Below are 26,002 nucleotides of genomic sequence, written 5' to 3'. Positions count from 1 at the left end.
GAACGGCAATCGCGGATCGCAAATATCGTCACCCCGGCCGCCATGGAGGAGCATGCGCGGCTGAAGTGGCGATCATTTTCATCCGGGAGGAATCGATGAAAATACTGAAGACAGTTACCGGCCTTGCCGCCGCCGCTGCCGTTTCCCTTTTTGCGCTGTCCGCATCCGCTCAGAATTATCCCGAGCGCAACATCACCATGGTCGTGCCCTTTGCCGCCGGCGGTCCGACGGATACGGTCGCGCGTCTTGTCGCCGAATCCATGTCGAAAGATCTCGGCCAGCAGATCATTGTTGAAAATGTCGGCGGCGCGGGCGGCACGCTCGGAGCCGGTCGCGTGGCGTCGGCCGATCCGGACGGTTACACCGTCCTTCTCCACCATATCGGCATGGCGACGAGTGCCACGCTCTATCGCAAGCTCGCCTATGACACGCTGAACGCCTTCGAATATGTGGGTCTCGTCACCGAAGTGCCGATGACCATCCTGTCGCGCAAGAACCTCGAGACGAAGGACCTCAAGGGCCTGATCGAATACGCCAAGGCGAACAAGGATAAGGTCACCGTCGCCAATGCCGGCATCGGTGCCGCTTCGCATCTGTGCGGCATGTTGTTCATGAGCGCCATCGAAACACCGCTGGTCACTGTTCCTTACAAGGGCACCGGCCCGGCCATGACCGATCTGCTCGGCGGCCAGGTGGATATCATGTGCGACCAGACCACCAACACCACCAAGCAAATCCAGGGCGGAACCGTGAAGGCCTATGCCGTGACCACGGCCAAGCGGCTTGATGTGCTGCCGGACGTTCCGACGGTTGTCGAAGCTGGCCTGCCGAAACTCGAAGTGGGCATCTGGCACGGCATCTATACGCCCAAGGGCACGCCTGCCGAAATCAACGAGAAGCTTTCCAAGTCGCTGCAGGTCGCGCTGAAGGACAAGAATGTCGCGGCCCGTTTTGCTGAACTCGGCACGACGCCCTCGTCGGAAAGCGATGCGACGCCGGCGGCGCTGAAGGCCAAGCTTGAAAGCGAAATCGCCCGCTGGAAGCCGGTGATCGAGGCTGCCGGACAATATGCCGACTGATGGTAAAGGGATGACCGGCGGCAATCTGCCGCCGGTCTCCAGCCATCATTTTAACGCGCGGAACGGTTTGTCACTGGCCGCAGTGGAGGGGCATCTTTCATGAAATCGTTTATTGTTGACCCTGCCGAAGCAATCTGTGGGGCAATTTTTATCGGGCTTGGCGCATTTTTCGCCTTGCAGTCCTACGGGCTGGAGATCGGAACCGCCTTCCGGATGGGGCCGGGTTATTTTCCGCTCGTGCTGGCGGTCATTCTGGTCCTGCTTGGCGGGGTGATATTCCTGCGGTCCACACGCGTGCAGGGCGAGGCCGTAGGCGCCATCGCCTGGCGGGGAATATTTTTCATCCTGCCGGCGCCGATTTTCTTCGGTCTCACTGTCCGGGGTCTCGGCTTCGTGCCGGCACTTTTTTTCAGCGCGCTCATCGCAGCCTTTGCCTCGCACAGGATGAACCCGTTCATGGCGGTCATTCTTTCCGCGGCCATCACGGTCTTTTCCGTTGCTGTTTTCAATTATGGTCTCGGCCTGCCGTTCCAGCGCTTCGGCCCCTGGCTTAAATTTTGAGGTGCCGTGATGGATTTGCTTGATAATCTTGCTCTCGGTTTCGTCACTGCCTCGTCTTTGGCAAACCTGTTCTTCTGCCTGATCGGCGTGTTGCTTGGCACACTGATCGGTGTGCTGCCCGGTATCGGCGCGACGGCAACCATCGCCATGCTGTTGCCGATCACCTTTCAGCTTGAGCCGGTCTCGTCGCTGATCATGCTCGCCGGCATTTATTATGGTGCGCAATATGGCGGTTCCACCACGGCCATCCTGATCAACATGCCGGGCGAATCGTCGTCGGCCGTTACCGCCATCGATGGTTATCAGATGGCGCGCAAGGGCAAAGCCGGTGCCGCGCTCGCCATCGCCGCCATCGGTTCATTCTTTGCCGGCACGGTCTCCACCTTCCTGGTGGCTATCTTCGCACCGCCCTTGACGGCGATTGCGCTGGAGTTCGGTGCGGCGGAATATTTCTCGCTGATGGTTGTCGGCCTCGTCTCGTCCATCGCGCTTGCCCATGGCTCCATCGTCAAGGCATTGGCCATGGTCGTGCTGGGGCTGTTGCTCGGTCTCGTCGGCACGGATATCTACAGCGGCACACCGCGCTTCACCCTCGGCATCCGTGAATATGCCGATGGTCTGAATTTCGTGGCCGTGGCCGTGGGTGTGTTCGGTATCGCCGAAATCCTGCGCAACCTCGAGAATGAACGGACCCGCTCGGTGCTGATTGCCAAGGTCAGCGGGTTGATGCCGACCAAGGATGATTTCAGACGCATGGTCGGTCCGGTGCTGCGCGGCACCGCCATCGGCTCGGCGCTCGGCATCCTTCCGGGCGGCGGCGCCATCCTCGCGGCCTTTGCATCCTACACCGTGGAAAAACGCGTCTCCAAGAACCCGGAGGAATTCGGGCATGGCGCGGTTGCCGGTGTGGCCGGTCCGGAATCCGCCAATAATGCCGGTGCGCAGACCTCCTTCATCCCGCTACTGACGCTTGGCATTCCCGCCAATCCGGTGATGGCGCTGATGATTGGGGCCATGATCATCCAGGGTATCGTGCCGGGTCCGAATGTCGCGACCGAACAGCCGGCGCTGTTCTGGGGCATCATCGCCTCCATGTGGATCGGCAATCTGATGCTCGTCATCCTGAACCTGCCCCTGATCGGGCTGTGGGTGAAGCTGCTGACGGTGCCTTATTATGTGCTTTTCCCCATCATCATGGCCTTCTGCGCCATCGGGGTCTACAGCGTCAATTCCAATGTCTTCGATCTCTATGCCGTCGCCTTCTTCGGCTTCATCGGCTACGTGCTGGTGAAACTGCGCTGCGAGCCGGCGCCGCTGCTCCTGGGCTTCGTGCTCGGACCGCTGCTGGAAGAGAACCTGCGGCGCGCCATGATTCTATCCCGTGGCGATCCGACTACCTTCGTCACCCGGCCGATCAGCGCCACCCTGCTTTTCATCGCCTTGGCCGTGTTGATCGTCGTTTTCCTGCCAAGCGTGAAGAAGAAGCGCGAAGAGGTTTTCGTAGAAGAAGACTAAGCAATATCAAACTTCTGATGCCGGCGATGGAAACATTGCCGGCTTTTTCCGTTTGAGGATCGGCCATGACGAATTCGCTACACGAAAGCGACATATGGTTGACTCGGGAGCCTTTAGGCCCAAGGAAGGGGCTGGAAAGAGAGGTCGATATGACGTCGGAAACCGAAAAACGGATCATCGCGCTCGAAGAGACGATCGCCCATCAGGCGAAGGTGATAGAGGAACTGTCCGACCAGCTGGCGGAACAGTGGAAGGTGGTGGAGCAGACCCGGGCCAAGCTCGACCGGCTGACGGAAAGGTTCCTCAGTCTCGAGGAACAATCGCTCGAAGCGCCCGCCATCACCCGACCACCGCATTATTGAGAAAGAGCCCCATGAAGAACGATAGAGCCGCGCTTGCCGCCGATATTGTCGATTTCTGGAAAGAGGCCGGACCTGACAAGTGGTTCGACAAGGACGCCGCCTTCGACAGCCATTTCCACGACCGTTTTCGGGAGGCTCATTTTGCTGCGGCCAGGCGCGAGCTGGACGGCTGGCTGGTGGGGGCGGAAAGCAGCCTCGCGCTAATGCTTCTTCTGGATCAGTTCCCGCGCAACTGCTTTCGTGGCACCGCCCATATGTATGCCACCGATCCGCTGGCGCGACTTTTCGCCGACGAGGCCATCCGCCGTGGTCATGATCAGGCCGTGAGCGAGGATCTGCGGGTTTTCTTCTATTTACCCTTTTCCCATGCGGAGGACATCGTGGCCCAGCGGCGCGCCTGCGATCTCAACAGGCCGCTGGGCGGGCTGTATCTCCACCACGCCGAAGAGCATCGCGATATTGTCGAGCGTTTCGGCCGTTTTCCCCATCGCAACGACATATTGCTGCGGGAAACGACGCCTGAGGAACGGCAATATCTGGAAGAGGGCGGCTTTTCAGGCTGAACCCGAAACAAAAACGCCGCCAATCCCGAAGGATGGCGGCGTTTCTGATTTTTAAGACCGGTGGAAATCAGCCGTCGAAGAATTCCTTCATCCGGGCAAAGAAGCCCGTCGATTCCGGGTTGTTCTCCTTGGAGGAAAGCTGCTCGAACTCCTGCAACAGCTCGCGCTGGCGCTTGCTGAGCTTCTGTGGCGTTTCGATCTGGATCTGGATGTAGAGGTCGCCTGTCTGCGCCGAACGCAGCACCGGCATGCCCTTGCCCTTCAGACGGAACTGCTTGCCCGGCTGGGTACCTTCCGGAACCGTGACGCGCGATTTCGTGCCATCGAGCGTCGTGACATCGAAAGTGCCGCCAAGTGCTGCCGTGGTCATCGAGATCGGCACGGTGCAATAAAGATCGGCACCGTCGCGCTGGAAGAACTCATGCGGACGCACGGACAGGAAGATATAGAGATCGCCCGCCGGCCCGCCACGCATGCCGGCCTCACCTTCGCCCTGCAGGCGAATGCGGGTGCCGTCTTCGATGCCCGAGGGAATGTTGACGGAAAGCGAACGCTCTTCGGTCACGCGGCCCTGGCCGTGGCACTTGCCGCAGGGGTCGGAGATCGTCTGTCCGCGGCCGTGGCAGGTGGGGCAGGTGCGTTCCACCGAGAAGAAACCCTGTGCCGCGCGCACGCGGCCGGAACCCTGACAGGTGGCGCAGGTCTTGGGCTGCGTGCCGGGTTTGGCGCCCGAACCGGAGCAGACATCGCAGGTGATCGAGGTCGGAACCCTGATCTGCGCCGTCTTGCCGGTGAAAGCCTCTTCCAGCGTGATTTCCATGTTGTAGCGAAGATCGGCGCCGCGTTCGCGACCACCGGAAGACCGGCGCGCACGGCCGCCGCCCATCATCTCGCCGAAGATGTCTTCGAAAATATCGGAGAAACCGCCATTGGCGAAACCGCCGCCACCAAAGCCGCCACCGCCGCCCATGCCGCCATTTTCAAAGGCCGCATGGCCGAAACGGTCATAGGCCGCGCGCTTCTGCGGGTCCTTCAGCGTTTCGTAGGCTTCGTTGATTTCCTTGAATTTCTGCTCGGATTCGGCGTTATCCGGGTTCTTGTCCGGATGGTATTTCATCGCGAGTTTGCGGAAGGCGCTTTTCAGCTCTTTTTCGTCCGCGGTTTTGCTGACGCCGAGTGTTTCGTAAAAGTCTGCTTTCGCCATTAAGTTAACAAGCCCCGCAAATGGATTTCCGGCTGCACGTCGGCAGCCGGATGTCTTGCATATGGTGTGAGGAGTCGGGAAGCCGCGCGATTATGCGGACTTCTTGTCGTCCTTGATTTCTTCATAGTCGGCATCGACGACGTCATCCTTGCCGCCTTCAGAAGCATCGCCGGCCTCGGCCTGCTGCGCTTCGTAGATGGCCTGACCGAGCTTCATGGAGACTTCCATGAGGGTCTGGGTCTTGGCCTGAATGTCGTCTGCGTCAGGCTCAGCGGCTTCGACAGCGGTCTTCAGGCTGGCAATGGCGTCTTCGATCGCCTTGCGGTCGGTTTCGGAAACCTTGTCACCATATTCCTTCACCGACTTCTCGGTGGAGTGAATGAGGCTTTCGGCCTGGTTCTTGGCTTCGACACCGGCGCGGCGCTTCTTGTCGGCCTCGGCATTGGCTTCGGCGTCCTTGACCATCTTTTCGATGTCGGCGTCGGAGAGACCACCGGAGGCCTGGATGCGGATCTGCTGTTCCTTGCCGGTGCCCTTGTCCTTGGCCGAAACCTGCACGATGCCGTTGGCGTCGATATCGAAGGTCACTTCGATCTGCGGAACGCCACGCGGCGACGGCGGCAGGCCGACGAGGTCAAACTGGCCGAGCAGCTTGTTGTCCTGAGCCATTTCGCGCTCACCCTGCGAGACGCGGATGGTCACGGCCGACTGGTTGTCTTCGGCGGTCGAGAAGGTCTGGCTCTTCTTCGTCGGGATCGTCGTGTTGCGATCGATCAGACGGGTGAAGACGCCACCCAGCGTTTCGATGCCGAGCGACAGCGGGGTCACGTCGAGCAGCAGAACGTCCTTGACGTCGCCCTGCAGAACGCCTGCCTGGATGGCGGCGCCCATGGCAACCACTTCATCCGGGTTTACGCCCTTATGCGGCTCCTTGCCGAACAGCTGCTTGACGACTTCCTGAACCTTCGGCATGCGGCTCATGCCACCAACGAGAACGACTTCATCGATCTCGGAAGCGGAAACGCCAGCATCCTTGAGCGCTGCCTTGCACGGCGCGACAGTGCGCTGCACGAGGTCATCGACCAGGCTTTCGAACTTGGCACGGGTCAGCTTCAGCGTCAGGTGCTTCGGACCGGAAGCGTCCGCCGTGATGAACGGCAGGTTGATTTCGGTCTGCTGCGAGGACGAAAGCTCGATCTTTGCCTTTTCGGCAGCTTCCTTGAGGCGCTGCAGGGCGAGCTTGTCGTTCTTCAGGTCGATGCCCTGATCCTTTTTGAACTCGCCGGCCAGATATTCGACCAGACGCATGTCGAAGTCTTCACCGCCAAGGAAGGTATCGCCATTGGTGGACTTCACTTCGAAGACGCCGTCGCCGATTTCCAGAACGGAAATATCGAAGGTACCGCCGCCAAGGTCGTAAACGGCGATGGTCTTGCCGTCCTTCTTGTCGAGGCCGTAAGCCAGTGCTGCTGCAGTCGGCTCGTTGATGATACGCAGAACATCAAGACCGGCGATGCGGCCAGCATCCTTGGTTGCCTGGCGCTGCGCGTCGTTGAAGTAGGCCGGAACGGTGATGACGGCCTTCTCGACCTTTTCGCCGAGATAGGATTCAGCCGTTTCCTTCATCTTCTGAAGGATCATCGCGGAAATCTGCGAAGGGGAATAATTCTTGTCCTGTGCCTTCACCCAGGCGTCGCCATTGTCACCCTTGACGATTTCGAAGGGAACGAGGGCCTTGTCCTTTTCGACGGTCGGGTCTTCATAACGACGGCCGATGAGGCGCTTCACCGCAAACAGGGTGTTGGTCGGGTTGGTGACCGCCTGGCGCTTGGCCGGCTGGCCGACAAGGCGTTCGCCATCGTCGGAAAATGCCACCATGGACGGCGTGGTACGCGCGCCTTCTGCGTTTTCAATGACTTTCGTGTCCTTGCCGTCCATCACTGCGACGCAGGAATTGGTCGTGCCAAGGTCGATACCGATTACTTTTGCCATGCTCTTCTCTCCTTGAAGCGAGCTGCCGGAACCCCGTGAGGCATTCTTGTGGCAGCTCCTTGACTTGGATTTGCAACATTCGCTGCAGTTCTGCGGCGTATATAAGGAGCGATTTTTCCTGCTGCAAGGCGCAAGAGAGGGGGAAGCGCACCAAAAAAGCGCAAGAAACCCCTGTCTGTGCAGAAGCATAGCCATCCACGCCTGCCGAAATGGAAAAACGCGACTTCGGCATTACGTTGCAGCGTCATCCCATGCGGCGCAGCAAGAGCGGCAAATTCGGTCTCAGAGCGGCTTTGGCCCGGGAAGGGCCTGCTTCGCCACATTGATTATGGCGTCGATCACCGTCTGGTCGGGCTCGCGTGGCAGATCATGTCCCATGCCATCGATTGGCAGATAAATCGCGTTCGGGATCGAAAGCGCCGTATCCTGACCGCAGGCTGGCGGGATCAAAGGATTGTCGGTTCCATGGATGACGAGCAACTGTCCCAGGCGAGTTCGATGCCATTGGATTTTGCAATCTTCACGGCTGCATCCCCATTCAGAAAAGCTCGTCGAGCATCAGGTGGAATTGCAGCTTGGCCTGATCGGGGTTCGGCACCCCATATCGCGCGAGAAACCTGCGCTGAAGATCACCCCCGAACTCTTCGAGGCAGTTCCAGGCTATGGCAATGTCCTGATACCGATCCGCAATACCAACACGTCCCGTGTCGATGCAGCCGATAACCTTGCCATCCACCATCAGGAGATTGTCGAGCGAAAAGTCGCCATGGGTCACGACCGGATCGGAGGCCAAGGGTAGCAGGTCGTGCATGGCCTGCCAGACCTGCTCGGCCGTCCAGCCCTCTCGCTCGGCATCAAAATCGTCTTCCTCCACCAAGCCTGAATCGATTCTCTTTCGCGCGAGGCCGAGCCTGTAGGCATGATCGCTATTGAACGGACAATCATGAATGGGAACCGCATGGAGGCTCTGGAGAAAGTCTGAAAGCGCATCGACAATGGCCATGTTGTCTTCGGGCCGTTCTTTCAGAGCCTCGTAGGCCGTTTTTCCGGGCAGTGCGGTCGTCAGCAGCCATGCTTCGTCAGGGGTGACGACAAAATGCTGGATTGCCGGCACCGGAATGTGCTTCGCCAACCAGCGCAGCCGGGTCATCTCGTCAATCAGATCATCAGTGACGGTGCCGCGGCCGTGTTTCAGGAAAAGATCGGGAGCTCCCGGCTTGCCGTAGAGCCGATAGACGGCTGCGCCGGACTGGCCGACATTGTTCCGCGACCACTCGTACCCTCTCAACTCGACAGATGCGCCTGCCGGCACCACTATTGCCGCAGAGTGCTCTTCGCGATCCATATCCATCAACTGGCTTTCCCTTCGCTGGCATCACTTGATAGCGAAGGACGAAAAATCTGCAAAGGGGGAGGAGCCGGCCGAGGCTGGCGTCGCGTTGCTGCTGGTGTCTGATTATCTGTGGTGAATGGCGGACAGGGTGGGATTCGAACCCACGGTACGCTTTCACGCACACACGCGTTCCAGGCGTGCGCCTTAAACCACTCGGCCACCTGTCCTTTTTTCAAATCTGCATGTTTTGAAGAAATGCAAATCACTGGAACGGCGCGATATATACCGATGAATTCGCAGGGATCAACACGAATCTGACAGTTTTTTGAAATGTCGGCAATTTCCTGCGTTTCGACGCGGTTGCAAAGCGGTTTTCCCGGCTTTATCGATGCAATATATGTTTCAAAACGTGGCTGTCGAAATGATGGGCCGTAGCCGAGGTGTGCCAAATGAAAGCTTTTTTGCGGTTTTTGAGCTTTCTTCTCCTCATTGCGGCGATTTTTCTCGGCGTGCTCGATTCGATCCGCTCGGTTTCCACATCCTCGGTGAACATCACCGGCATCCTGTGGGTCTGGAACTATCTTCTTCCTGCCTCGCGCACCATGGTGGAAGCGGCCATGGCTCACTATATTCACCCTGAAGCGTGGCGCTTCGTTGAAAATGCCCTGTCGGGACTGCCCGCATTTGTCTTTTTCCTGGCCCTATCCCTGCTTTGCTGGATGGCTGGCTACAGGAAGCGCAAAGTGCTGAGGCGTTCAGCAGTCTGACAGGGGGAAGCGCGCCGCGCGGATGTGAACCCTTAAGACGCGGCGGAACCGGCCGCACGGAGGACCGAATGTTCCTGTTCGATACGCTTTCAAAAAAGACGACGATGCCGACCGAAGAAACGGCCTTGCCCGGCCGTGAAGAGGCGCTTGCGGTGCCGGAAAACCATTTCGTGAATGGCCGGCCTTTGAAGGGTCCTTATCCGGACGGTCTGGAAATCATCTATCTCGGCATGGGCTGCTTCTGGGGCGCGGAGCGGCTGTTCTGGAAAACGCCGGGCGTGTGGGTAACGGCGGTCGGATATGCCGGCGGCTTCACCCGCAACCCGACCTATCAGGAAACGACGACCGGCCAGACGGGTCACGCCGAAGTGGTGAAGGTGGTCTACGATCCGGCCGTGATCTCGCTGTCGGGCCTGCTCAAAATATTCTTCGAGGAGCACGATCCGACCCAGGGGATGCGGCAGGGCAACGATGTCGGCACGACCTATCGTTCCGCCATCTATGCGACGACGGAAGGCCAGTTGCAGCAGGCGCAGAAGGTGCATGATGCTTTTCAGCAGGCTCTGGACGAGGCCGGCCATGATCGCGCCATTACCACCGAAATCGGCCCGCTGGAAACATTTTATTATGCCGAGGACTATCATCAGCAATATCTTGCCAAGAACCCCGGCGGCTACTGCGGCCTCAGGGGAACCGGCGTAAGCTGCAATATAGGCTAGATTTTTTGCAGGTAACCCCGGTGGAAAGGCTAAAAAAACGCCAGATCAAAGTTTTTCCACCGGGTCAAAAAAACCGGATGAATTTTTCATTGAGCCATGCAAGGATATGAGGCAAGCACAGCCGGGATAACGGCTGGCGGTTCCGCAGACATTCCCGGTCAACGGGATTGCGGGAGGACCCTAAAATATCAATTGCAACAACAGGGCTGCACAATGAAAAAATCCCTTCTGACACTTTTTGCGCTTGCCGCAATGTCGGCTTCCGCGCTTGCTGCGGATATCAAGCCGGCGCTGGTCTATGGCACGGGCGGCAAGTTCGACAAGTCGTTCAACGAGGCCGCTGCGGCCGGCGCTGAAAAGTTCAAGGCGGAAACGGGCATCGAGTTCCGTGACTTCGAACCGACCAGCGACACGCAGGGCGAACAGGCCATCCGCAACTTCGCCAGCAAGGGCTTCAACCCGGTCGTTGCCGTATCCTTCGCCTGGACCTCGGCCATGGAAAAGGTCGCGGCCGAATTCCCCGACACCAAGTTCGTCATCGTCGATTCCGTCGTCGAGCTGCCGAATGTCCGCTCCGTCGTCTACAAGGAGCATGAAGGTTCCTACCTCGTCGGTCTTCTGGCGGGCATGGCTTCCAAGACCGGCAAGGTCGGCTTCATCGGCGGCATGGACATTCCGCTGATCCGCAAGTTCGCCTGTGGTTATGCACAGGGCGCCAAGGCTGCCAACGACAAGATCGAAGTCTTCCAGAACATGACCGGCACCACCGGCGCTGCCTGGAACGATCCGGTGCGTGGCGGTGAACTCACCAAGAACCAGATCGACCAGGGTGCGGATGTGATTTACGCGGCGGCCGGTGCGACCGGTATCGGCGTGCTGCAGACCGCGGCCGACAACAAGAAGTTCTCGATCGGCGTCGATTCCAACCAGAACCACCTGCATCCGGGTTCCGTTCTGACCTCCATGGTCAAGCGCGTCGATCTGGCCGTCTACAACGCCTATAAGGATGCCAAGGACGACAAGTTCACCTCCGGTATCGTTGCTCTCGGTGTCAAGGAAGACGGCGTGGCCTACGCGCTGGACGACAACAACAAGGCCCTGATCACGCCGGAAATGACTGCTGCCGTGGACAAGGCGAAGGCCGACATCATTGCCGGCACCGTCAAGGTTCATGACTATATGGCGGACAATTCCTGCCCGAAATGATATGATATGTGTCTGGGGCGCATGGTGATTTTTCACCTTGCGCCCTTTTCATATCCAGCCTTCGGAGAGGTTTCGGTTTGAGTATGGACCCTGCAATCGAGCTCGTGGGCATCGACAAGAAATTCGGTGCCGTTCACGCCAATAAAAATATCAATCTGACCGTTGCCAAGGGTACGATCCACGGCATCATCGGTGAAAACGGTGCCGGAAAATCGACCCTGATGTCGATCCTCTACGGTTTTTACCAAGCGGATGCCGGTGAAATCCGCGTGAACGCCGCGCCCGTCGCGATCCGTGACAGTCAGGCTGCGATCAGTTCAGGCATCGGCATGGTACACCAGCACTTCATGCTGGTGGAAAATTTCACCGTGCTGGAAAATGTCATGCTGGGCGCGGAAGGCGGCGCATCGCTTGCCAAGGGCCGGGCGGCGGCACGCAAGGAGTTGCAGCGTCTCGAGGATGATTACGGGCTGGAAGTCGATCCCGACGCGGTGATCGAGGAATTGCCCGTCGGCTTGCAGCAGCGCGTCGAAATCCTGAAAGCCATGTATCGTGGCGCCGAAATCCTGATCCTCGACGAGCCGACCGGCGTTCTGACCCCGGCCGAGGCCGATCACCTGTTCAAGATTCTCGGTGTCCTGCGCGAGCAGGGCAAGACCGTCATCCTCATCACCCACAAGCTGCGCGAGATCATGGCGATTACGGATTCCGTCTCCGTCATGCGCCGCGGCGAGATGGTGGCGACCCGCAAGACCTCCGAAACCAGCGTCGAGGAACTGGCCGAACTGATGGTCGGCCGCCGTGTGCTGCTTCGGGTGGAAAAGGGCGAGACGACGCCGGGCGAGGTTCTCCTCTCCATCCGCAATCTCACCGTCAAGGACAGCCGCGGCGTCACCATGGTGGATGATGTTTCGCTCGATGTCCGTGCCGGTGAAATCGTCGGTATTGCCGGTGTTGCCGGCAACGGCCAGTCGGAACTGCTGGAAGCCATCGCAGGCATCCGCAAGCCCCATTCCGGTGAAATCTGGGTGGACGGACAGAAGGTAGACCACCCCGATCCGGCCATCCTGCGCAAGCTTGGTCTGGCCCACATTCCGGAAGACCGTCACCATATGGGGCTGGTGCTGAAATTCGAGGAATATGAAAATTCCATCCTCGGTTATCACCATGACGAGCGTTACGGCCGGGGACCTTTCCTCAACCCGGAGGCCATTCGCAAGGATGCGGTCGAGAAGATCGAGAAATACGATATCCGCCCGCCGAACCCGCAGCTGAAGACCGCCAATTTTTCCGGCGGTAACCAGCAGAAGATCGTCGTTGCCCGCGAAATCGAACGCGACCCGAAGATGCTGATCATCGGCCAGCCGACCCGCGGCGTGGATATCGGCGCCATCGAATTCATCCATCGCCGCATCATCGAAATGCGCGATGCCGGAAAAGCGATTTTGCTGGTTTCGGTCGAACTCGATGAAATCCGTTCCCTTTCGGACCGGATCATGGTCATGTTCGCGGGCCGTGTCGTTGGAGAAAAAACGGCGGAAGCCGAAGAACAGACGCTGGGCCTGATGATGGCCGGCATCGCCGCATGAGGCATGAATGAGCACCGCTTCCACCCCCCTGCCAAACTGGATCAGCTACGGCCTTCTGCCGCTGCTGAACGTCGTCACCGCCTTTCTGATTTCCGGCCTCGTCGTCTGGTCCATCGGTGAAAATCCGCTGGCGGCGCTTCGCCTGCTCATCGAAGGCGCACTCGGCCGCGGTGACGCCATCGGCTTCACGCTGTTTTATACGACGAGCTTCATCTTCACCGGCCTCTCCGTCGCCGTGGCCTTCCATGCCGGCCTGTTCAACATCGGCTCCGAAGGCCAGGCCTATATTGGTGGTCTCGGTGCGGCGCTGGTGGCGCTGGCGCTTGATCGTTATGTGCCCTGGTATGTGACGATGCCCTTCGCCGTCATCGGCGCGGCCCTCTTCGGCGCGGCCTGGGCCTTCATTCCGGCCTGGCTTCAGGCCAAGCGCGGCAGCCACGTCGTCATCACCACCATCATGTTCAACTTCATCGCCGCGGCGCTGATGGTCTATCTCCTGGTGAACGTGCTGATCGTGCCAGGCAAGATGGCGCCGGAAACGCGCACATTCCTTCCCGGCGGCCAATTGCCGAAGCTCGACTGGCTGATGGCGCTGTTTGGCCTCAAGCTCGGGCCTGCGCCGTTCAACGTGTCCTTCATCATCGCGCTGGTCATGTGTTTCCTCGTCTGGGTGCTGATCTGGCGCACCAAGCTCGGTTATGAGATGCGCACACTCGGCATCAGCCCGTCCGCAGCCATATACGCCGGCATTCCCTATGCCCGCACTGTCATCATCGCCATGCTTATTTCCGGCGGTCTGGCGGGCATGATGGCGCTGAACCCGGTCATGGGCGCTTCAGCGCGCCTGCAGGTGGAATTTGTCGGTGGTGCGGGCTTTGTCGGCATCGCAGTGTCGCTGATGGGGCGAAGTCACCCGCTCGGCATCATCTTCTCGGCGTTGCTGTTCGGCATTCTCTATCAGGGCGGTGCAGACCTTTCCTTCGAGATGCCTAACATTACCCGCGAGATGATCGTGGTCATCCAGGGTCTGGTGATCCTGTTTGCCGGCGCGCTGGAATATATGTACCGGCCGGCGGTCGTCCGCATCTACCAGCGTCTGGCAAAGGGGTGAGCTGATATGGATTTCTTCGATATGCTGGTCAGCATTTTGGGCTCGACCGTCCGCCTCACCATTCCGTTGCTCTTCACCGCGCTTGCCGGGCTTTTTTCCGAGCGCGCCGGCGTGTTCGATATCGGTCTTGAAGGCAAGATGCTGGCGGCGGCATTCGCTTCCGCCTGCGTCGCTTATATCACCGCCAATCCCTGGGCCGGCCTGCTGGCCGGTATCGCGGTCTCCATCCTGTTCTCGCTGATCCATGGCTTTGCGGTCATCACCAATCGCGGCAACCAGATCGTGTCGGGCGTGGCGCTGAATTTCATCGCCGCTGGCCTGACGGTGGTTCTGGGGCAGGCCTGGTTCGGTCAGGGCGGCCGCACACCGCAGCTTCCGGGCGAAGGGCGTTTTGCTCCGATCATTCTGCCCGGTGCGGATGCGATGCGCGAAGTGCCCTTCATCGGCCCGCTTTATGCGAACGTCATTTCCGGCAACAATATCCTGACCTATTTCGCCTTTCTGGCGGTGCCACTGTCTTGGTGGGTCCTTTACCGCACCCGTTTCGGCCTGCGCCTGCGTGCCGTCGGTGAAAATCCGGGTGCTGTCGATACGGCAGGCATCTCGGTGACGTGGATGCGCTTCCGCGCCGTCATCGTTGCCGGTTTCCTTTGCGGTTTCTCCGGTGCCTATCTCGCCGTCGCGCAGTCGGCTGCCTTCATCGCCAACATGTCCGCCGGCAAGGGTTATATCGCGCTCGCAGCGCTTATCTTCGCGAAATGGAAGCCGGTGCCGGTCATGTTCGCCTGCCTGCTCTTCGGTTTTCTCGATGCCTTCGCCAATTTCATGCAGGGCAAATCCGTGCCTGGCATAGGCGAGGTGCCGGTGCAGATATTCCAGGCCATGCCCTATATTCTGACCTGCATCCTGCTTGCCGGTTTCATCGGCGTTGCCAAGCCCCCCAAGGCCGGTGGCGTTGCCTATGCGAAGGAGCGTTAAACCTATGTCCTCCGACCCCAAATCCCATGCCCTGTTTGAGGCGGCAGTGGAGGCCATGGCCTTTGCTTATGCGCCCTATTCGAAATTTCCGGTCGGTGCGGCGATCCGCGCCGAAGATGGAAAAATCTACAAGGGCGCCAATATCGAGAATATCTCTTTCCCGCAGGGCTGGTGCGCGGAGCCTTCCGCCATCAGCGCCATGATCATGGGCGGAGCGAAAAAGATTAGCGAAGTCGCCGTCTTTGCCGAAAAGCTGCCGCTCTGCTCGCCCTGCGGTGGCTGCCGCCAGAAGATCGCGGAATTCGCCACGCCGCAGACGAAGATTTATCTTTGCGACGAAACCGGCGTTCAGAAGGTCATGACCATGGAAGAGCTTTTGCCTTCCGTCTTCAAGACCGAGCTGCCCTGATGACGGATGGTTTGATCGATATTCTGGTAGAGCGCCTGAACGGCCTGATGCCGCGTGTCGCCATCGTTCTCGGCTCGGGCCTGGGGTCATTGGTGGAGGAGGTGAGCGATCCGATCCGTGTGCCCTATGCCGATCTTCCCGGTTTTCCCGCAAGCGGCGTTTCCGGCCATGCCGGTGAGCTGGTGGCAGGTTATCTGGGTGGTGAGCCGGTGATGATGCTTTCCGGCCGGGTGCATTATTACGAAAAGGGCGATCCGGCCGCCATGCGCGCGGTCATCGAGGCGCTCGCCGGTCTCGGCGTGCAGTCGCTCATCCTCACCAATTCGGCGGGTTCGGTCAGGCAGGATATGCCCCCCGGCTCCGTCATGCAGATCACCGATCACATCAATTATTCCGGCATGAACCCGCTGATCGGCGAAGAAAGCGACCGCCGTTTCGTTGGCATGACGACTGCTTATGACCCGGACCTGATGCTCGCGATGCGCAATGCCGCGATCCGCGCGACGGTGCCGCTGTTCGGCGGCGTCTATATGTGGTTTTCCGGCCCGAGCTTCGAAACGCCGGCGGAAATCCGCATGGCGCGGGTGCTGGGTGCGGATGCCGTCGGCATGTCCACCGTGCCGGAAGTCATCCTCGCGCGCTTTTTCGGGATGCGCGTTGCCGCCGCATCGGTTATTACCAATTACGGTGCCGGCATGACCGGTGCGGAACTGAGCCATGAAGAAACCAAGGACATGGCTCCCGTGGGTGGCAAGAGGCTTGCCGCTATTCTGAAGGAAATGATCGCAGGAGGAGCGTGACCATGGAACTCCAGCGTCCGCGCGAAGCGGCTGCCCTCACCCTGTCCTTGCTGGACCTGACCAATCTCAAGGAAGACTGCACGCCGGAGCAGATCGCTGGCCTATGTCAGCGCGCGCATACGGAGTTTGGCAACACGGCCGCCATCTGCATCTGGCCACGTTTCGTGGCGCAGGCGCGTGCCGCTTTCGGAAAAGAACACGCGATCCGCATCGCCACTGTCGTCAATTTCCCCTCGGGTGAACTCGATGTCGCAACCGTGGTTGCGGAAACGGAAGCCGCGATCGGCGACGGTGCCGACGAAATCGATCTGGTCATCCCCTACCGTAAATTTATGGCTGGCGATGAATCGGCGGTTGCTGAAATGGTAGCGGCCGTGCGCAAGGCCTGCGCAGCCCCCGTGCTGCTCAAGGTCATTCTCGAAACCGGTGAGCTGAAGGACAAGGCGCTGATCCGTCGCGCTTCGGAAATCGCCATCGCCGAAGGGGCCGATTTCATCAAGACCTCGACCGGCAAGGTTGCCATCAATGCCACGCTGGAAGCGGCCGATATCATGCTGCAGGCAATCCGCGACAGCCGGCAGAAGGTGGGCTTCAAGCCCGCCGGTGGCATCGGCACGGTGGAGGACGCCACGCTTTATCTCAGGCTGGCGGAAACCATCATGGCGCCCAACTGGGCCATGCCGTCTACCTTCCGTTTCGGCGCGTCCGGCATTCTCGATGATGTGCTGAACGTGCTGGCCGGTGGTGAACCGGCCAAGGCCGCCAGCGGGTATTGAGCTTGATCCCGCAGGAGATCATCCGTCGCAAACGTGATGGCCTGTCGCTCGCGCCACAGGAGATTGCCGCTTTCATCGAAGCGCTGTCGAAAGACAGCATATCGGAAGGGCAGGCGGCCGCCTTTGCCATGGCGGTGTTCTTCCGTGGCATGAACCGCGACGAAATGGTGGCGCTGACGCTTGCGATGCGCGACAGTGGCGATGTCCTCTCCTGGCGCGACATCGGCAGGCCGGTGGCGGACAAGCACTCCACCGGTGGCGTGGGCGATAATGTCTCCCTGATGCTGGCTCCCATCGTTGCCGCCTGCGGTCTTGCCGTGCCGATGATTTCAGGTCGGGGTCTCGGTCATACCGGTGGCACGCTCGACAAGCTGGAAGCGATCCCCGGTTATGATGTCATGCCGGATGAGGCTCTGTTTCGCCGGACGGTACAGTCGGTCGGCTGCGCCATCATCGGCCAGACGGGCGATCTCGCACCCGCCGACAAACGCCTTTATGCCATTCGCGATGTGACCGCGACGGTCGATTCCATTCCGCTGATTACCGCTTCCATTCTCTCGAAGAAGCTCGCAGCCGGGCTTGAGACGCTGGTTCTTGACGTGAAGGTCGGCAACGGCGCCTTCATGCAAAGCCTGGAGGATGCCCGCATTCTCGCCCGCGCGCTGGTCGACGTGGCGAATGGTGCGGGCCTGCCGACGAGCGCGCTGATCACCGACATGAACCAGCCGCTTGGCGATGCGGCGGGCAATGCCGTCGAAATCGTCAATTGCCTGGCGTTTCTGGCCGGTCGCAAGGCCGGCACCCGTCTGGAAACGGTGGTTCTGTCCTTCGCGGCGGAAATGCTGGTGCAGGCTCGGAAAGCCGCGACGTTGGAGGAGGGCGAGGCGCTGGCGTCGGCGGTTCTTTCCTCAGGCCGAGCCCTGGAGGTCTTTGGGCGGATGGTTTCGTCACTGGGAGGCCCGTCGGATTTTGTCGAGAATCCATCCCGTTACCTGCCCTCTGCGCCGGTCGTCATCCCGGTTCCTGCCATACGAAGCGGCTGGCTTGCATCCTGCGCAACACGCGATCTCGGCATGGTCGTTGTCGAACTCGGAGGCGGCAGAACAAAGCCGTCGGACACCATCAATCCGGCAGTCGGTATTTCGGATATCCTGCCGCTTGGCGTAAGGGTGGAGAAGGGTGAGCCGATCGCCATCGTTTATGCAGCTTCCAGCGAAGACGCGGAACGTGCGATCAAGAGAATAGAGGGCTGTTACGGGATTGCGGACAACGCCCCGGAAATCGCGGCCCCCATTCTTGAGCGGATTATCTGACCAGCCGCATTTCGCCGCCAGACACCTTGAACGACGATAGTTGCTTCAGAAAACTCATGCCAATCAGCATCTTGCTCAGCGCATTGTCCTTCAGCACCATGGCATCGACATTCTGAACGCGGATCGCGCCGATTTCCACCCGGTCGAGTTTTACAAGGGCCGCCTGGGTCTGCCCATTGGCTGTCGAGATGGCATATTTGAAATCGAGGCTGTTGACGCCGTAACCAAGCCGGCGCGCAATCGTTTCGTTGATCGCCACCGTCGAGGCACCGGTATCGACAAGCCCGTCGAAGGATTTGCCGTTGATACGGAAGGTGGCATTGAAGTGACCGCGCGCATCCGCTTTCAGGCTGACACTGCCCAGCGAAACCGGCTGGGGCTTGGCAACTTCGACGGTTGCGCCGGATTTTGCCGCGCCGGTTTCCGGACGCGGCTGAAATTTTTCCATCAGCGCCGGAAATTGCGTGACGCCGACCGAAAGACCGACAAGCAGAAAAGTCGCACGCGCCAGCAAGTGATTGCTCCCCAAGGACAAGGTTATCCATGCGCAGCATAGGCGCAAAACATGCTGAAACCTTAAAAGAAAAAGCCATCCGCCGCGTTGCCTGCGGCGAATGGCTCAAACGGTTAAGCAATGATGAATGGCGTTACTTGGTGCCGTACATGCGGTCACCGGCATCACCGAGACCGGGAACGATATAGCCTTTTTCATTCAGGTGGCTGTCGATCGCAGCCGTGTAGATCGGCACATCGGGGTGCGCTTCACGGAAATTCTTGATGCCCTCGGGTGCGGCGAGCAGACACAGGAAGCGGATGTTCTTCGCACCGCGCTCCTTCAGCTTTTCGACGGCGGCGATGGAGGAATTGCCGGTCGCCAGCATCGGATCCACCACGATGATGAGACGGGCATCGAGGCTTTCCGGCGCCTTGAAATAATATTCGACGGCCTCCAGCGTATCGTGGTCGCGATAGACGCCGATATGGGACACGCGCGCCGAAGGCACGAGTTCGAGCATGCCTTCCAGCAGGCCGTTGCCGGCGCGCAGGATGGAGGCGAAAACCAGCTTCTTGCCTTCCAGAACCGGTGCCTGAATGGTCTCAAGCGGCGTGTCGATGGTTTCCATCGTCATTTCAAGATCGCGCGTCACCTCATAGCAAAGCAGCGTCGAAATTTCCCTGAGCAGGCGGCGGAAGCCGGCCGTGGAAGTTTCCTTCTTGCGCATGATGGTGAGTTTGTGCCGCACCAGCGGATGTTCGATGACTGTGACGCCGTCCATGAAACTGGCCTTCCTTTTATCTTCTGCCCTTGTCATTCACCGAAAGCGCACTTTTCGCAAGTCTTCTTCACGGTTTTACCCTGCCAACAGCCGTCTCAGGCGTGGTCCAGTCTTGCCAGCAGTCGCTGGCGCGTTGCCTCGTCCACGAAGGCGCATTCCAGCGCGGTGCGGGTCATGTGGTTGATCTCGGCATCGCTGAAACCGAAGGCGTCCGCAGCCAGTGCATATTCCCGCGCAAGCGAGGTGAAGAAGAACGGCGGGTCGTCGGAACTGATGCAGACGCGCACCCCGGCATCGCTCAGGGCTTTCAGCGGGTGGCTGGCGAAATCGGGATAGACACTGAGCGCGATATTCGAGCCGGGGCAGACTTCGAGAACCGTTCCCGTTTCGACCAGCCGGGAAACAAGACCGGCATCTTCGATCGAGCGCACGCCGTGGCCGATGCGTGACGGTTTGACGAGGTCAAGCGCATCGGCAACGCTTTCCGGTCCGCAAACCTCACCCGCATGGATCGTCAGGCCAAGACCCGCATCGCGGGCGATGTCGAAGGCGCGGGCGTAATCGGCAACCCGGCCCATGCGCTCTTCGCCCGCCATGTTGAAGCCGGTCACCAGCGGATGCCCGGCGCGTGCCGCATATTCGGCCGCTGCTATCACCCGTTCCGGGCCGAAATGCCGCTCGCCGGTGACGATGATGCGGGTTTCGATGCCGGTCTTTTCCTTGGCGATGCGAATGCCCTCGGCGATGCCGGCGAGATAGGCGTCTGCGCCAAGCCCGATGCGGTCGCCGTGATCCGGCGAGATGATCAGCTCGCTATAGATCGTATTGGCCTCGGCCAGTTCCGCCAGATAGGTTTCTGTCAGGAGCGCATAGTCCTCATCCGTCTTGAACACCTGCGCCACCGCATCGTAGCACTGGATGAATTCGGCGAAATCCGACCAGACATATTGGCTGTCACGCAGAAAGCCGCTCGTATCTATGCCGTATTTCTCCGCCTGTTTCGCAACAAGGGCAGGCGGTGCCGCACCTTCGAGGTGGCAGTGAATTTCCGCTTTCAGCAAATGCGATGTCAAATGAAGCTCCTGCCGTGTGAACCGGCGTCAATACCAAGATGGTGGGCGATGCTTTCGCCGATATCGGCGTAGCTTGAACGAATGCCGACATCGCGGGAACGGATGCCGGGGCCGAATGCCATGATCGGCACCCTTTCGCGCGTATGGTCCGTGCCCCGCCAGGTGGGATCACAACCATGGTCGGCGGTGAGAAGCGCTATATCGCCAGGCGCCATCTTGCGGTGGATTTCCGGAATACGCGCATCGAAGGCCTCGAGTGCGGCCGCATACCCGGCAACGTCACGGCGATGGCCATAAAGCATGTCGAAATCGACGAAATTGGTGAAGACGAGATCGCCGTTTTGTGCCTCGTCGATGGCCTGCAGTGTCGCATCCATCAAGGCCGCGTTGCCATTTGCCTTGATAACGCGCGAGACGCCCTGATGGGCATAGATATCGCCGATCTTGCCGATCGCATGCACCTTGCGACCCGCCTCCACCAGCCGGTCGAGCAGGGTCGGTTCGGGCGGCAGGACGGAGAAATCACGGCGGTTGCCGGTGCGTTCGAAGGTCGCGACTGTCTCACCGATGAAGGGGCGGGCGATCACACGGCCGATATTCAGCGGATCGAGCAGCTTCCGCACAGTCTCGCAGAGCGAGATAAGCCGTGCGAGGCCGAAATGGGTTTCATGCGCGGCAATCTGGAACACGGAATCGGAAGAGGTGTAGCAGATCGGTTTGCCGGTCCTGATATGTTCTTCACCGAGCGCCGCGATGATCTCGGTGCCGGAAGCATGGCAATTGCCGAGGATGCCAGGAATATCGGCCTCCTTGCAGATGGCTTCAACCAGCTCCGGGGAAAAGGCGTCGCCCTCCGTCGGGAAATAACCCCAGTCGAATATCACTGGCGTTCCGGCGATCTCCCAATGGCCGGACGGCGTGTCCTTGCCTTTTGAAACCTCGCTGGCTGAGCCGTGCAGGCCGAAAATCCGCTCCGGCGGCTCCATACTGGCGGGAATGTCGCCGCTTGCCTGCCTTGCGATCTCCAGGAGGCCTAGCGAACACATGTTCGGCAGCTTCAGCGGGCCGGCCCGAAGCCCGGCTCTATCCGCCGCACCTGCGGCGCAGAATTCCGCGATGTGACCGAGCGTATTAGCACCAAGGTCGCCATAACGCTCCGCATCAGGCGCGCCGCCGACGCCGAAGGAATCCAGAACGAGAAGAAATGCTCTTGCCATAACTCACCGAAACAAAATTGCGCCGACGGGCAATGTCAGGCCGAACTGTCGTTATAGATCAGCAAAACGTGAAGAAGGAAGTGCTTTTATGAACCATCCGGTAAAACCAGCGGTTCAATCAGCATCCCGTTTCGATTTCGGCGCATTGAGATTGCGCAGGACATACCAGCCGGCTGCTACCACCATGGCTGCCAGAATATACCATGTCACGGCATAGGAGAGGTGGTTGTTGGGGAAGGTGAGCATGGTTTTACCGCCAACCGGCAGGCCACCCGGATTGGGTGTCGCATCCGCATCGACATAAAAGGGCGCAACGTCGGAAAGCCCGGATGCCTGCGTGATCTCAGGAATATTGCGGGAATACCAGCGGCCATTTGCCGGATCGTTGGTTCTAAGGAAAAGCCCGCCGGTTTCCGGCGCGCGCATCAGTCCGACAATCTCGACGTTTCCGGTCGGTTCACCTTGCCGGCGCGAGGACGGATCGCGGCGGTCGGAGGGCACGAAGCCGCGATTGACGATGATGCTTGAACCATCGTCGCGCCGAAGCGGGGTCATGACCCAGTAACCCGGGCCGAGATCGGTGACCGTGTAGACTTGAACTTCCCTGTCGTTGAGGAGGGTTCCGGCCAGTTTCACACGACGATATTCGTAATCCGAGGTATTGCCGAGGGCCGGCCATTCGCTGGCGGCAGGCGCATTGACGGGCTCGGAATGGGCGCGGGCGTCAACGCGCTCGATCAGGTCGAGCTTCCAGAAAAGGCGCTGCACCTGCCATGTTCCAAGCGCCAGCAGGCAGCCTGTCAGGATAATGGTCAAAAACAGGACGACGATTGCCGCAGGGCGGATGCGCCGGTTTTGGGGTGCGATTTCGCTCATGTCACGGTCCTTGTGAAGCGTCTCTGGCAGGGAGATCATCTGCTCCGGCGGGCCTTCTTGCACCCGCATGCGCTTCCTCCAGCAAATAACCCCATAAATCGCGCCACGATTCATGGGGTTATGTGTTGGCGCGGAAAGCGGCCCGCCGGAAACCCGGCAGGCCGCTGATTTGTGCCTGCTCAGGGCAGGTTCTTCACATCTTCGATGTGCAGCGGCATCATGTTCTTGTTCATGTTGTACATGACCCAGAGCGAGCCGGAGAGCGTGATCAGGAGCACCACGACGGTGAAGATCAGCGCCATGAAGGTCCAGCCGCCTTCGGACTTGGTGTCCATGTGCAGGAAGTAGATCATGTGCACGAAGATCTGGATGACACCGAGGCCCATGATGGCGATGACGAGCAGGGTCTTGTTTTCAAGAACGCCACCCATGACCAGCCAGAAGGGGATCGCCGTCAGAATGACCGACAGGATGAAGCCGATCATGTAGCTTTTGAAAGTGCCGTGGCTTGCGCCATCATGGTGATGATGGTCGTCGCCATGCGCGTCGTGATGTGCGTGTGCTTCGGAACTCATCAAAGAACTCCCATGAGGTAAACGAAGGAAAAGACGCCGATCCAGATGACGTCGAGGAAGTGCCAGAACATCGAAAGGCACATCAGGCGACGCTTGTTGGCGGCGATCAGGCCATGTTTTGCCACCTGAACCATCAGCGTGACGAGCCAGATGGTGCCGAAGGTGACGTGCAGGCCGTGCGTGCCGACCAGAGCGAAGAAGGACGACAGGAACGCCGAACGTTGCGGTCCGGCACCTTCTTCGATCAGGTGGTGGAACTCGTAAAGTTCGACGGCAAGGAAGGCGAGGCCGAAGAGGCCGGTGATGCCGAGCCAGACCAGCGTCGACTTCACCTTCTGCTTTTCCATTTCCAGCATGGCGAAGCCATATGTGATGGAGGAGAGAAGCAGGAAGCCGGTGTTGACGGCCACGAGCTTGAGATCGAACAGATCCGCGCCCGAAGGACCGGCCGCATAGCTGCGGCCGAGAACGGCATAGGTGGCGAAAAGCACGGCGAAGATCAGGCAGTCGCTCATCAGATAGAGCCAGAAGCCGATCGAAGTGCCGTTTTCCGGGTGGTGGTCTTCCTTCAGGTAAAAGACCGGTGGTTCAGCGCCGTCGACGCTTTGTGCAGGTGTATGAGCCATGTTCCGTTACGCCTGTTTCGCGAGCAGCTTCGTACGCTCCGCCTCGACGGTCGAAACGTCGGACGCGGGAATGTAATAATCGCGATTGTAGTTGAAGGTGTGGGCGATGGAGACCGCAACGACGCCGATGAAGGAGAGCGCAGCGAGCCACCAGATGTGCCACACCAGGGCGAAGCCGAGCACCACACTGATGGCGCTGATGATGACGCCTGCACCGGTATTCTTCGGCATGTGGATCGGAATGAAGCCTTCCAGCGGACGGTTGTAACCACGCTTCTTCATGTCATGCCAGGCATCCACGTCATGAATGACCGGCGTGAAGGCGAAGTTGTACTGCGGCGGCGGCGACGAGGTCGACCATTCCAGCGTGCGGCCGTTAAAGGGATCGCCGGTCACGTCGCGCAGCTGGTCGCGCTTCAGGAAGCTGACGATGAGCTGGATGATGAAGGCGGCGATGCCGAGCGCGATCAGGAAGGCGCCGAAGGCGGCGATCACGAACCAGATCTGCAGCGAATTGTCCTCGAACTGGCTGACGCGACGGGTAATCCCCATCAGGCCGAGCACGTAAAGCGGCATGAAGGCGAAATAGAAGCCGATGAACCAGAACCAGAAGGACAGCTTGCCCCAGAACGGATCGAGGCGGTAACCGAACGCCTTTGGGAACCAGTAGACGATACCCGCAAGTACACCGAACACCACGCCGCCGATGATGACGTTGTGGAAGTGGGCGATGAGGAATAGCGAGTTGTGGAGTACGAAGTCCGCCGGCGGAACGGCGAGAAGAACGCCGGTCATGCCGCCGATGACGAAGGTGATCATGAAACCGATCGTCCACAACATTGGCACGTCGAACTTGATGCGGCCCTTGTACATGGTGAAGAGCCAGTTGAAGATCTTCGCACCCGTCGGGATCGAGATGATCATCGTGGTGATGCCGAAGAAGGCATTGACGTTGGCGCCCGAACCCATGGTGAAGAAGTGGTGCAGCCAGACGAGGTAGGAGAGGATGGTGATGACGGCGGTGGCGTAAACCATCGATGCGTAACCGAAGAGACGCTTGCCCGAGAAGGTGGCGACGATTTCGGAGAAGATACCGAAAGCCGGCAGCACCAGAATATAGACTTCGGGGTGACCCCAGATCCAGATGAGGTTGACATACATCATCGGATTACCGCCGAGGTCGTTGGTGAAGAAGTTCGTGCCAGCGTAGCGGTCAAGGGTCAGAAGCGCGAGCGTCGCAGTCAGGATCGGGAAGGATGCGACGATCAGGATGTTCGAACACAGCGACGTCCAGACGAAGATCGGCATGCGCATCATGGTCATGCCCGGCGCGCGCATCTTGATGATCGTCACGATCAGGTTGATGCCCGATAGCGTCGTTCCCACACCGGCGATCTGCAGGCCCCAGATGTAATAATCCACCCCGACCCCCGGGCTGCCATCGATGCCGGACAGCGGCGGATAGGCGAGCCAGCCGGTCTGCGCATATTCACCCACGAACAGCGAGATCATGGTGATGACGGCGCCGGCCGTGGTCATCCAGAAGGAGAAGTTGTTGAGGAAGGGGAACGAAACGTCGCGGGCGCCGATCTGCAGCGGCACGACGAAGTTCATGAGGCCAGTGATCATCGGCATGGCCATGAAGAAGATCATGATGACGCCATGGGCCGTGAAAATCTGGTCGTAATGGTGTGGCGGAAGATAACCTTCCGAGCCGCCGGAGGCGATCGCCTGCTGCACGCGCATCATGATGGCGTCGGCAAAGCCACGCAACAGCATGACGAGTGCCAGAATGATGTACATGATACCGATCTTCTTGTGATCGATGCTCGTGAACCATTCATTCCAGAGGTAGCCCCACAGGCGGAAATAGGTGAGGGCGCCGACGACGACGATGCCGCCCAGGGCCACAGCCGCGAAGGTGGCGACAAGAATGGGCTCGTGAAGCGGGATGGATTCCCATGTCAGCTTCCCGAACAGGAACGACGTTTGATCGGAATTGACGATCATTTTCAGCCTCTTGCGATTCTAAGACGTAAGATCGGCGCAGCCATTGGCCGCGCCGCAGAATGCCGGGACGT

The 26,002-nt window shown here is 59.5% G+C and carries 27 protein-coding genes and 1 tRNA gene; 15 read left to right on the top strand and 13 right to left on the bottom strand.

Going from position 1 to position 26,002, the window contains the following annotated elements; genetic code table 11:
* The first annotated feature begins 95 nt into the window (after positions 1-95).
* The 5 genes from QD336_RS07125 to QD336_RS07105 all read left to right on the top strand — a co-directional run bounded on the left by QD336_RS07125 (position 96) and on the right by QD336_RS07105 (position 4,080).
* Complete coding sequence (locus QD336_RS07125) at positions 96-1,079, top strand: tripartite tricarboxylate transporter substrate-binding protein (RefSeq protein WP_269341452.1); 984 nt, start codon at positions 96-98, stop codon at positions 1,077-1,079.
* A gap of 99 nt (positions 1,080-1,178) precedes the next feature.
* Complete coding sequence (locus QD336_RS07120; protein ID WP_269341453.1) at positions 1,179-1,640, top strand: tripartite tricarboxylate transporter TctB family protein; 462 nt, start codon at positions 1,179-1,181, stop codon at positions 1,638-1,640.
* A 9-nt stretch (positions 1,641-1,649) separates the two neighbouring features.
* Entirely contained in the window at positions 1,650-3,155 is a 1,506-nt protein-coding gene (locus QD336_RS07115) for a tripartite tricarboxylate transporter permease (protein ID WP_269341454.1), read from the top strand.
* Between the two features lie 149 nt (positions 3,156-3,304).
* Positions 3,305-3,517, top strand: coding sequence for a SlyX family protein (locus QD336_RS07110; protein WP_269341455.1), 213 nt, complete (start codon positions 3,305-3,307; stop codon positions 3,515-3,517).
* Positions 3,518-3,528: 11 nt separating this feature from the next.
* The gene (locus QD336_RS07105) at positions 3,529-4,080 is read left to right on the top strand and encodes a DUF924 family protein (RefSeq protein ID WP_269341456.1); all 552 of its coding nucleotides are present in this window, start codon (positions 3,529-3,531) and stop codon (positions 4,078-4,080) included.
* Between the two features lie 67 nt (positions 4,081-4,147).
* On the opposite strand, the gene dnaJ is transcribed toward QD336_RS07105, so the two are convergent.
* From dnaJ to QD336_RS07080, 5 genes are all read right to left on the bottom strand, one after another.
* On the bottom strand, positions 4,148-5,284 hold the full coding sequence (dnaJ, locus tag QD336_RS07100) for a molecular chaperone DnaJ (protein WP_003507223.1): 1,137 nt from the start codon (positions 5,282-5,284) through the stop codon (positions 4,148-4,150).
* A gap of 90 nt (positions 5,285-5,374) precedes the next feature.
* A complete protein-coding gene (gene dnaK / locus QD336_RS07095) occupies positions 5,375-7,276 on the bottom strand; it encodes a molecular chaperone DnaK (RefSeq protein ID WP_499169990.1) in 1,902 nt (633 codons plus the stop codon).
* A 282-nt stretch (positions 7,277-7,558) separates the two neighbouring features.
* A complete protein-coding gene (locus tag QD336_RS07090) occupies positions 7,559-7,726 on the bottom strand; it encodes a hypothetical protein (protein WP_499169989.1) in 168 nt (55 codons plus the stop codon).
* Between the two features lie 88 nt (positions 7,727-7,814).
* Positions 7,815-8,630 (bottom strand): APH(3')-I family aminoglycoside O-phosphotransferase, encoded by an 816-nt coding sequence (locus QD336_RS07085; RefSeq protein WP_499169988.1) that lies wholly within the window; start codon positions 8,628-8,630, stop codon positions 7,815-7,817.
* Positions 8,631-8,746: 116 nt separating this feature from the next.
* Positions 8,747-8,836 (bottom strand) — tRNA-Ser (locus tag QD336_RS07080).
* A 222-nt stretch (positions 8,837-9,058) separates the two neighbouring features.
* Here QD336_RS07080 and QD336_RS07075 point away from each other — a divergent pair.
* The 10 genes from QD336_RS07075 (at position 9,059) to deoA (ending at position 18,277) form a co-directional block, all read left to right on the top strand.
* Complete coding sequence (locus QD336_RS07075) at positions 9,059-9,376, top strand: hypothetical protein (protein WP_269341458.1); 318 nt, start codon at positions 9,059-9,061, stop codon at positions 9,374-9,376.
* Between the two features lie 68 nt (positions 9,377-9,444).
* Entirely contained in the window at positions 9,445-10,095 is a 651-nt protein-coding gene (gene msrA / locus QD336_RS07070) for a peptide-methionine (S)-S-oxide reductase MsrA (protein WP_499169986.1), read from the top strand.
* A gap of 213 nt (positions 10,096-10,308) precedes the next feature.
* Complete coding sequence (locus tag QD336_RS07065) at positions 10,309-11,301, top strand: BMP family lipoprotein (RefSeq protein ID WP_269341460.1); 993 nt, start codon at positions 10,309-10,311, stop codon at positions 11,299-11,301.
* Positions 11,302-11,384: 83 nt separating this feature from the next.
* On the top strand, positions 11,385-12,890 hold the full coding sequence (locus QD336_RS07060; RefSeq protein ID WP_499170032.1) for an ABC transporter ATP-binding protein: 1,506 nt from the start codon (positions 11,385-11,387) through the stop codon (positions 12,888-12,890).
* A 7-nt stretch (positions 12,891-12,897) separates the two neighbouring features.
* The gene (locus QD336_RS07055) at positions 12,898-14,001 is read left to right on the top strand and encodes an ABC transporter permease (protein WP_269341461.1); all 1,104 of its coding nucleotides are present in this window, start codon (positions 12,898-12,900) and stop codon (positions 13,999-14,001) included.
* A gap of 6 nt (positions 14,002-14,007) precedes the next feature.
* Positions 14,008-14,979, top strand: a complete 972-nt coding sequence (locus tag QD336_RS07050; RefSeq protein WP_499169984.1) for an ABC transporter permease — start codon at positions 14,008-14,010, stop codon at positions 14,977-14,979.
* Positions 14,980-14,983: 4 nt separating this feature from the next.
* Positions 14,984-15,388, top strand: a complete 405-nt coding sequence (locus tag QD336_RS07045; RefSeq protein ID WP_269341463.1) for a cytidine deaminase — start codon at positions 14,984-14,986, stop codon at positions 15,386-15,388.
* Positions 15,388-16,188 (top strand): purine-nucleoside phosphorylase, encoded by an 801-nt coding sequence (locus QD336_RS07040; RefSeq protein WP_006309954.1) that lies wholly within the window; start codon positions 15,388-15,390, stop codon positions 16,186-16,188. The genes QD336_RS07045 and QD336_RS07040 overlap by 1 nt, the downstream gene beginning before the upstream one ends.
* Before the next feature lie 2 nt (positions 16,189-16,190).
* Positions 16,191-16,964 carry a deoxyribose-phosphate aldolase gene (deoC, locus tag QD336_RS07035; RefSeq protein WP_269341464.1) on the top strand — a complete coding sequence of 258 codons (774 nt, stop codon included), beginning with the start codon at positions 16,191-16,193 and terminating at the stop codon, positions 16,962-16,964.
* Complete coding sequence (gene deoA / locus QD336_RS07030) at positions 16,961-18,277, top strand: thymidine phosphorylase (RefSeq protein ID WP_499169981.1); 1,317 nt, start codon at positions 16,961-16,963, stop codon at positions 18,275-18,277. Before deoC ends, deoA begins: the two co-directional genes overlap by 4 nt.
* Here deoA and QD336_RS07025 read toward each other — a convergent pair.
* From QD336_RS07025 to cyoB, 8 genes are all read right to left on the bottom strand, one after another.
* A complete protein-coding gene (locus QD336_RS07025; RefSeq protein ID WP_499169980.1) occupies positions 18,270-18,791 on the bottom strand; it encodes a TIGR02281 family clan AA aspartic protease in 522 nt (173 codons plus the stop codon). The two genes, deoA and QD336_RS07025, sit on opposite strands and share 8 nt — an antisense overlap.
* Positions 18,792-18,924: 133 nt before the next feature.
* On the bottom strand, positions 18,925-19,554 hold the full coding sequence (gene upp / locus QD336_RS07020; RefSeq protein WP_269341467.1) for a uracil phosphoribosyltransferase: 630 nt from the start codon (positions 19,552-19,554) through the stop codon (positions 18,925-18,927).
* Positions 19,555-19,649: 95 nt separating this feature from the next.
* Positions 19,650-20,627: an adenosine deaminase gene (locus tag QD336_RS07015; RefSeq protein ID WP_499169978.1), complete on the bottom strand. Its 978-nt coding sequence runs from the start codon at positions 20,625-20,627 to the stop codon at positions 19,650-19,652.
* Complete coding sequence (locus QD336_RS07010) at positions 20,624-21,844, bottom strand: phosphopentomutase (protein ID WP_499169977.1); 1,221 nt, start codon at positions 21,842-21,844, stop codon at positions 20,624-20,626. The genes QD336_RS07015 and QD336_RS07010 overlap by 4 nt, the downstream gene beginning before the upstream one ends.
* A gap of 114 nt (positions 21,845-21,958) precedes the next feature.
* Complete coding sequence (locus QD336_RS07005) at positions 21,959-22,720, bottom strand: SURF1 family protein (RefSeq protein WP_499170031.1); 762 nt, start codon at positions 22,718-22,720, stop codon at positions 21,959-21,961.
* Between the two features lie 179 nt (positions 22,721-22,899).
* Positions 22,900-23,295 (bottom strand): cytochrome o ubiquinol oxidase subunit IV, encoded by a 396-nt coding sequence (gene cyoD / locus QD336_RS07000; protein ID WP_499169976.1) that lies wholly within the window; start codon positions 23,293-23,295, stop codon positions 22,900-22,902.
* Positions 23,295-23,921 (bottom strand): cytochrome o ubiquinol oxidase subunit III, encoded by a 627-nt coding sequence (cyoC, locus tag QD336_RS06995; RefSeq protein ID WP_499169975.1) that lies wholly within the window; start codon positions 23,919-23,921, stop codon positions 23,295-23,297. Before cyoC ends, cyoD begins: the two co-directional genes overlap by 1 nt.
* A gap of 6 nt (positions 23,922-23,927) precedes the next feature.
* A complete protein-coding gene (gene cyoB, locus QD336_RS06990) occupies positions 23,928-25,931 on the bottom strand; it encodes a cytochrome o ubiquinol oxidase subunit I (RefSeq protein ID WP_269341472.1) in 2,004 nt (667 codons plus the stop codon).
* Between the last annotated feature and the right edge of the window lie 71 nt (positions 25,932-26,002).

Source organism: Rhizobium sp. BR 250 (assembly GCF_047445855.1).
Classification (GTDB): Bacteria; Pseudomonadota; Alphaproteobacteria; order Rhizobiales; family Rhizobiaceae; genus Agrobacterium; species Agrobacterium tumefaciens_I.
Note: the sequence above shows the minus strand (reverse complement) of the source record. Positions and strands in the feature narration are given on the sequence as shown.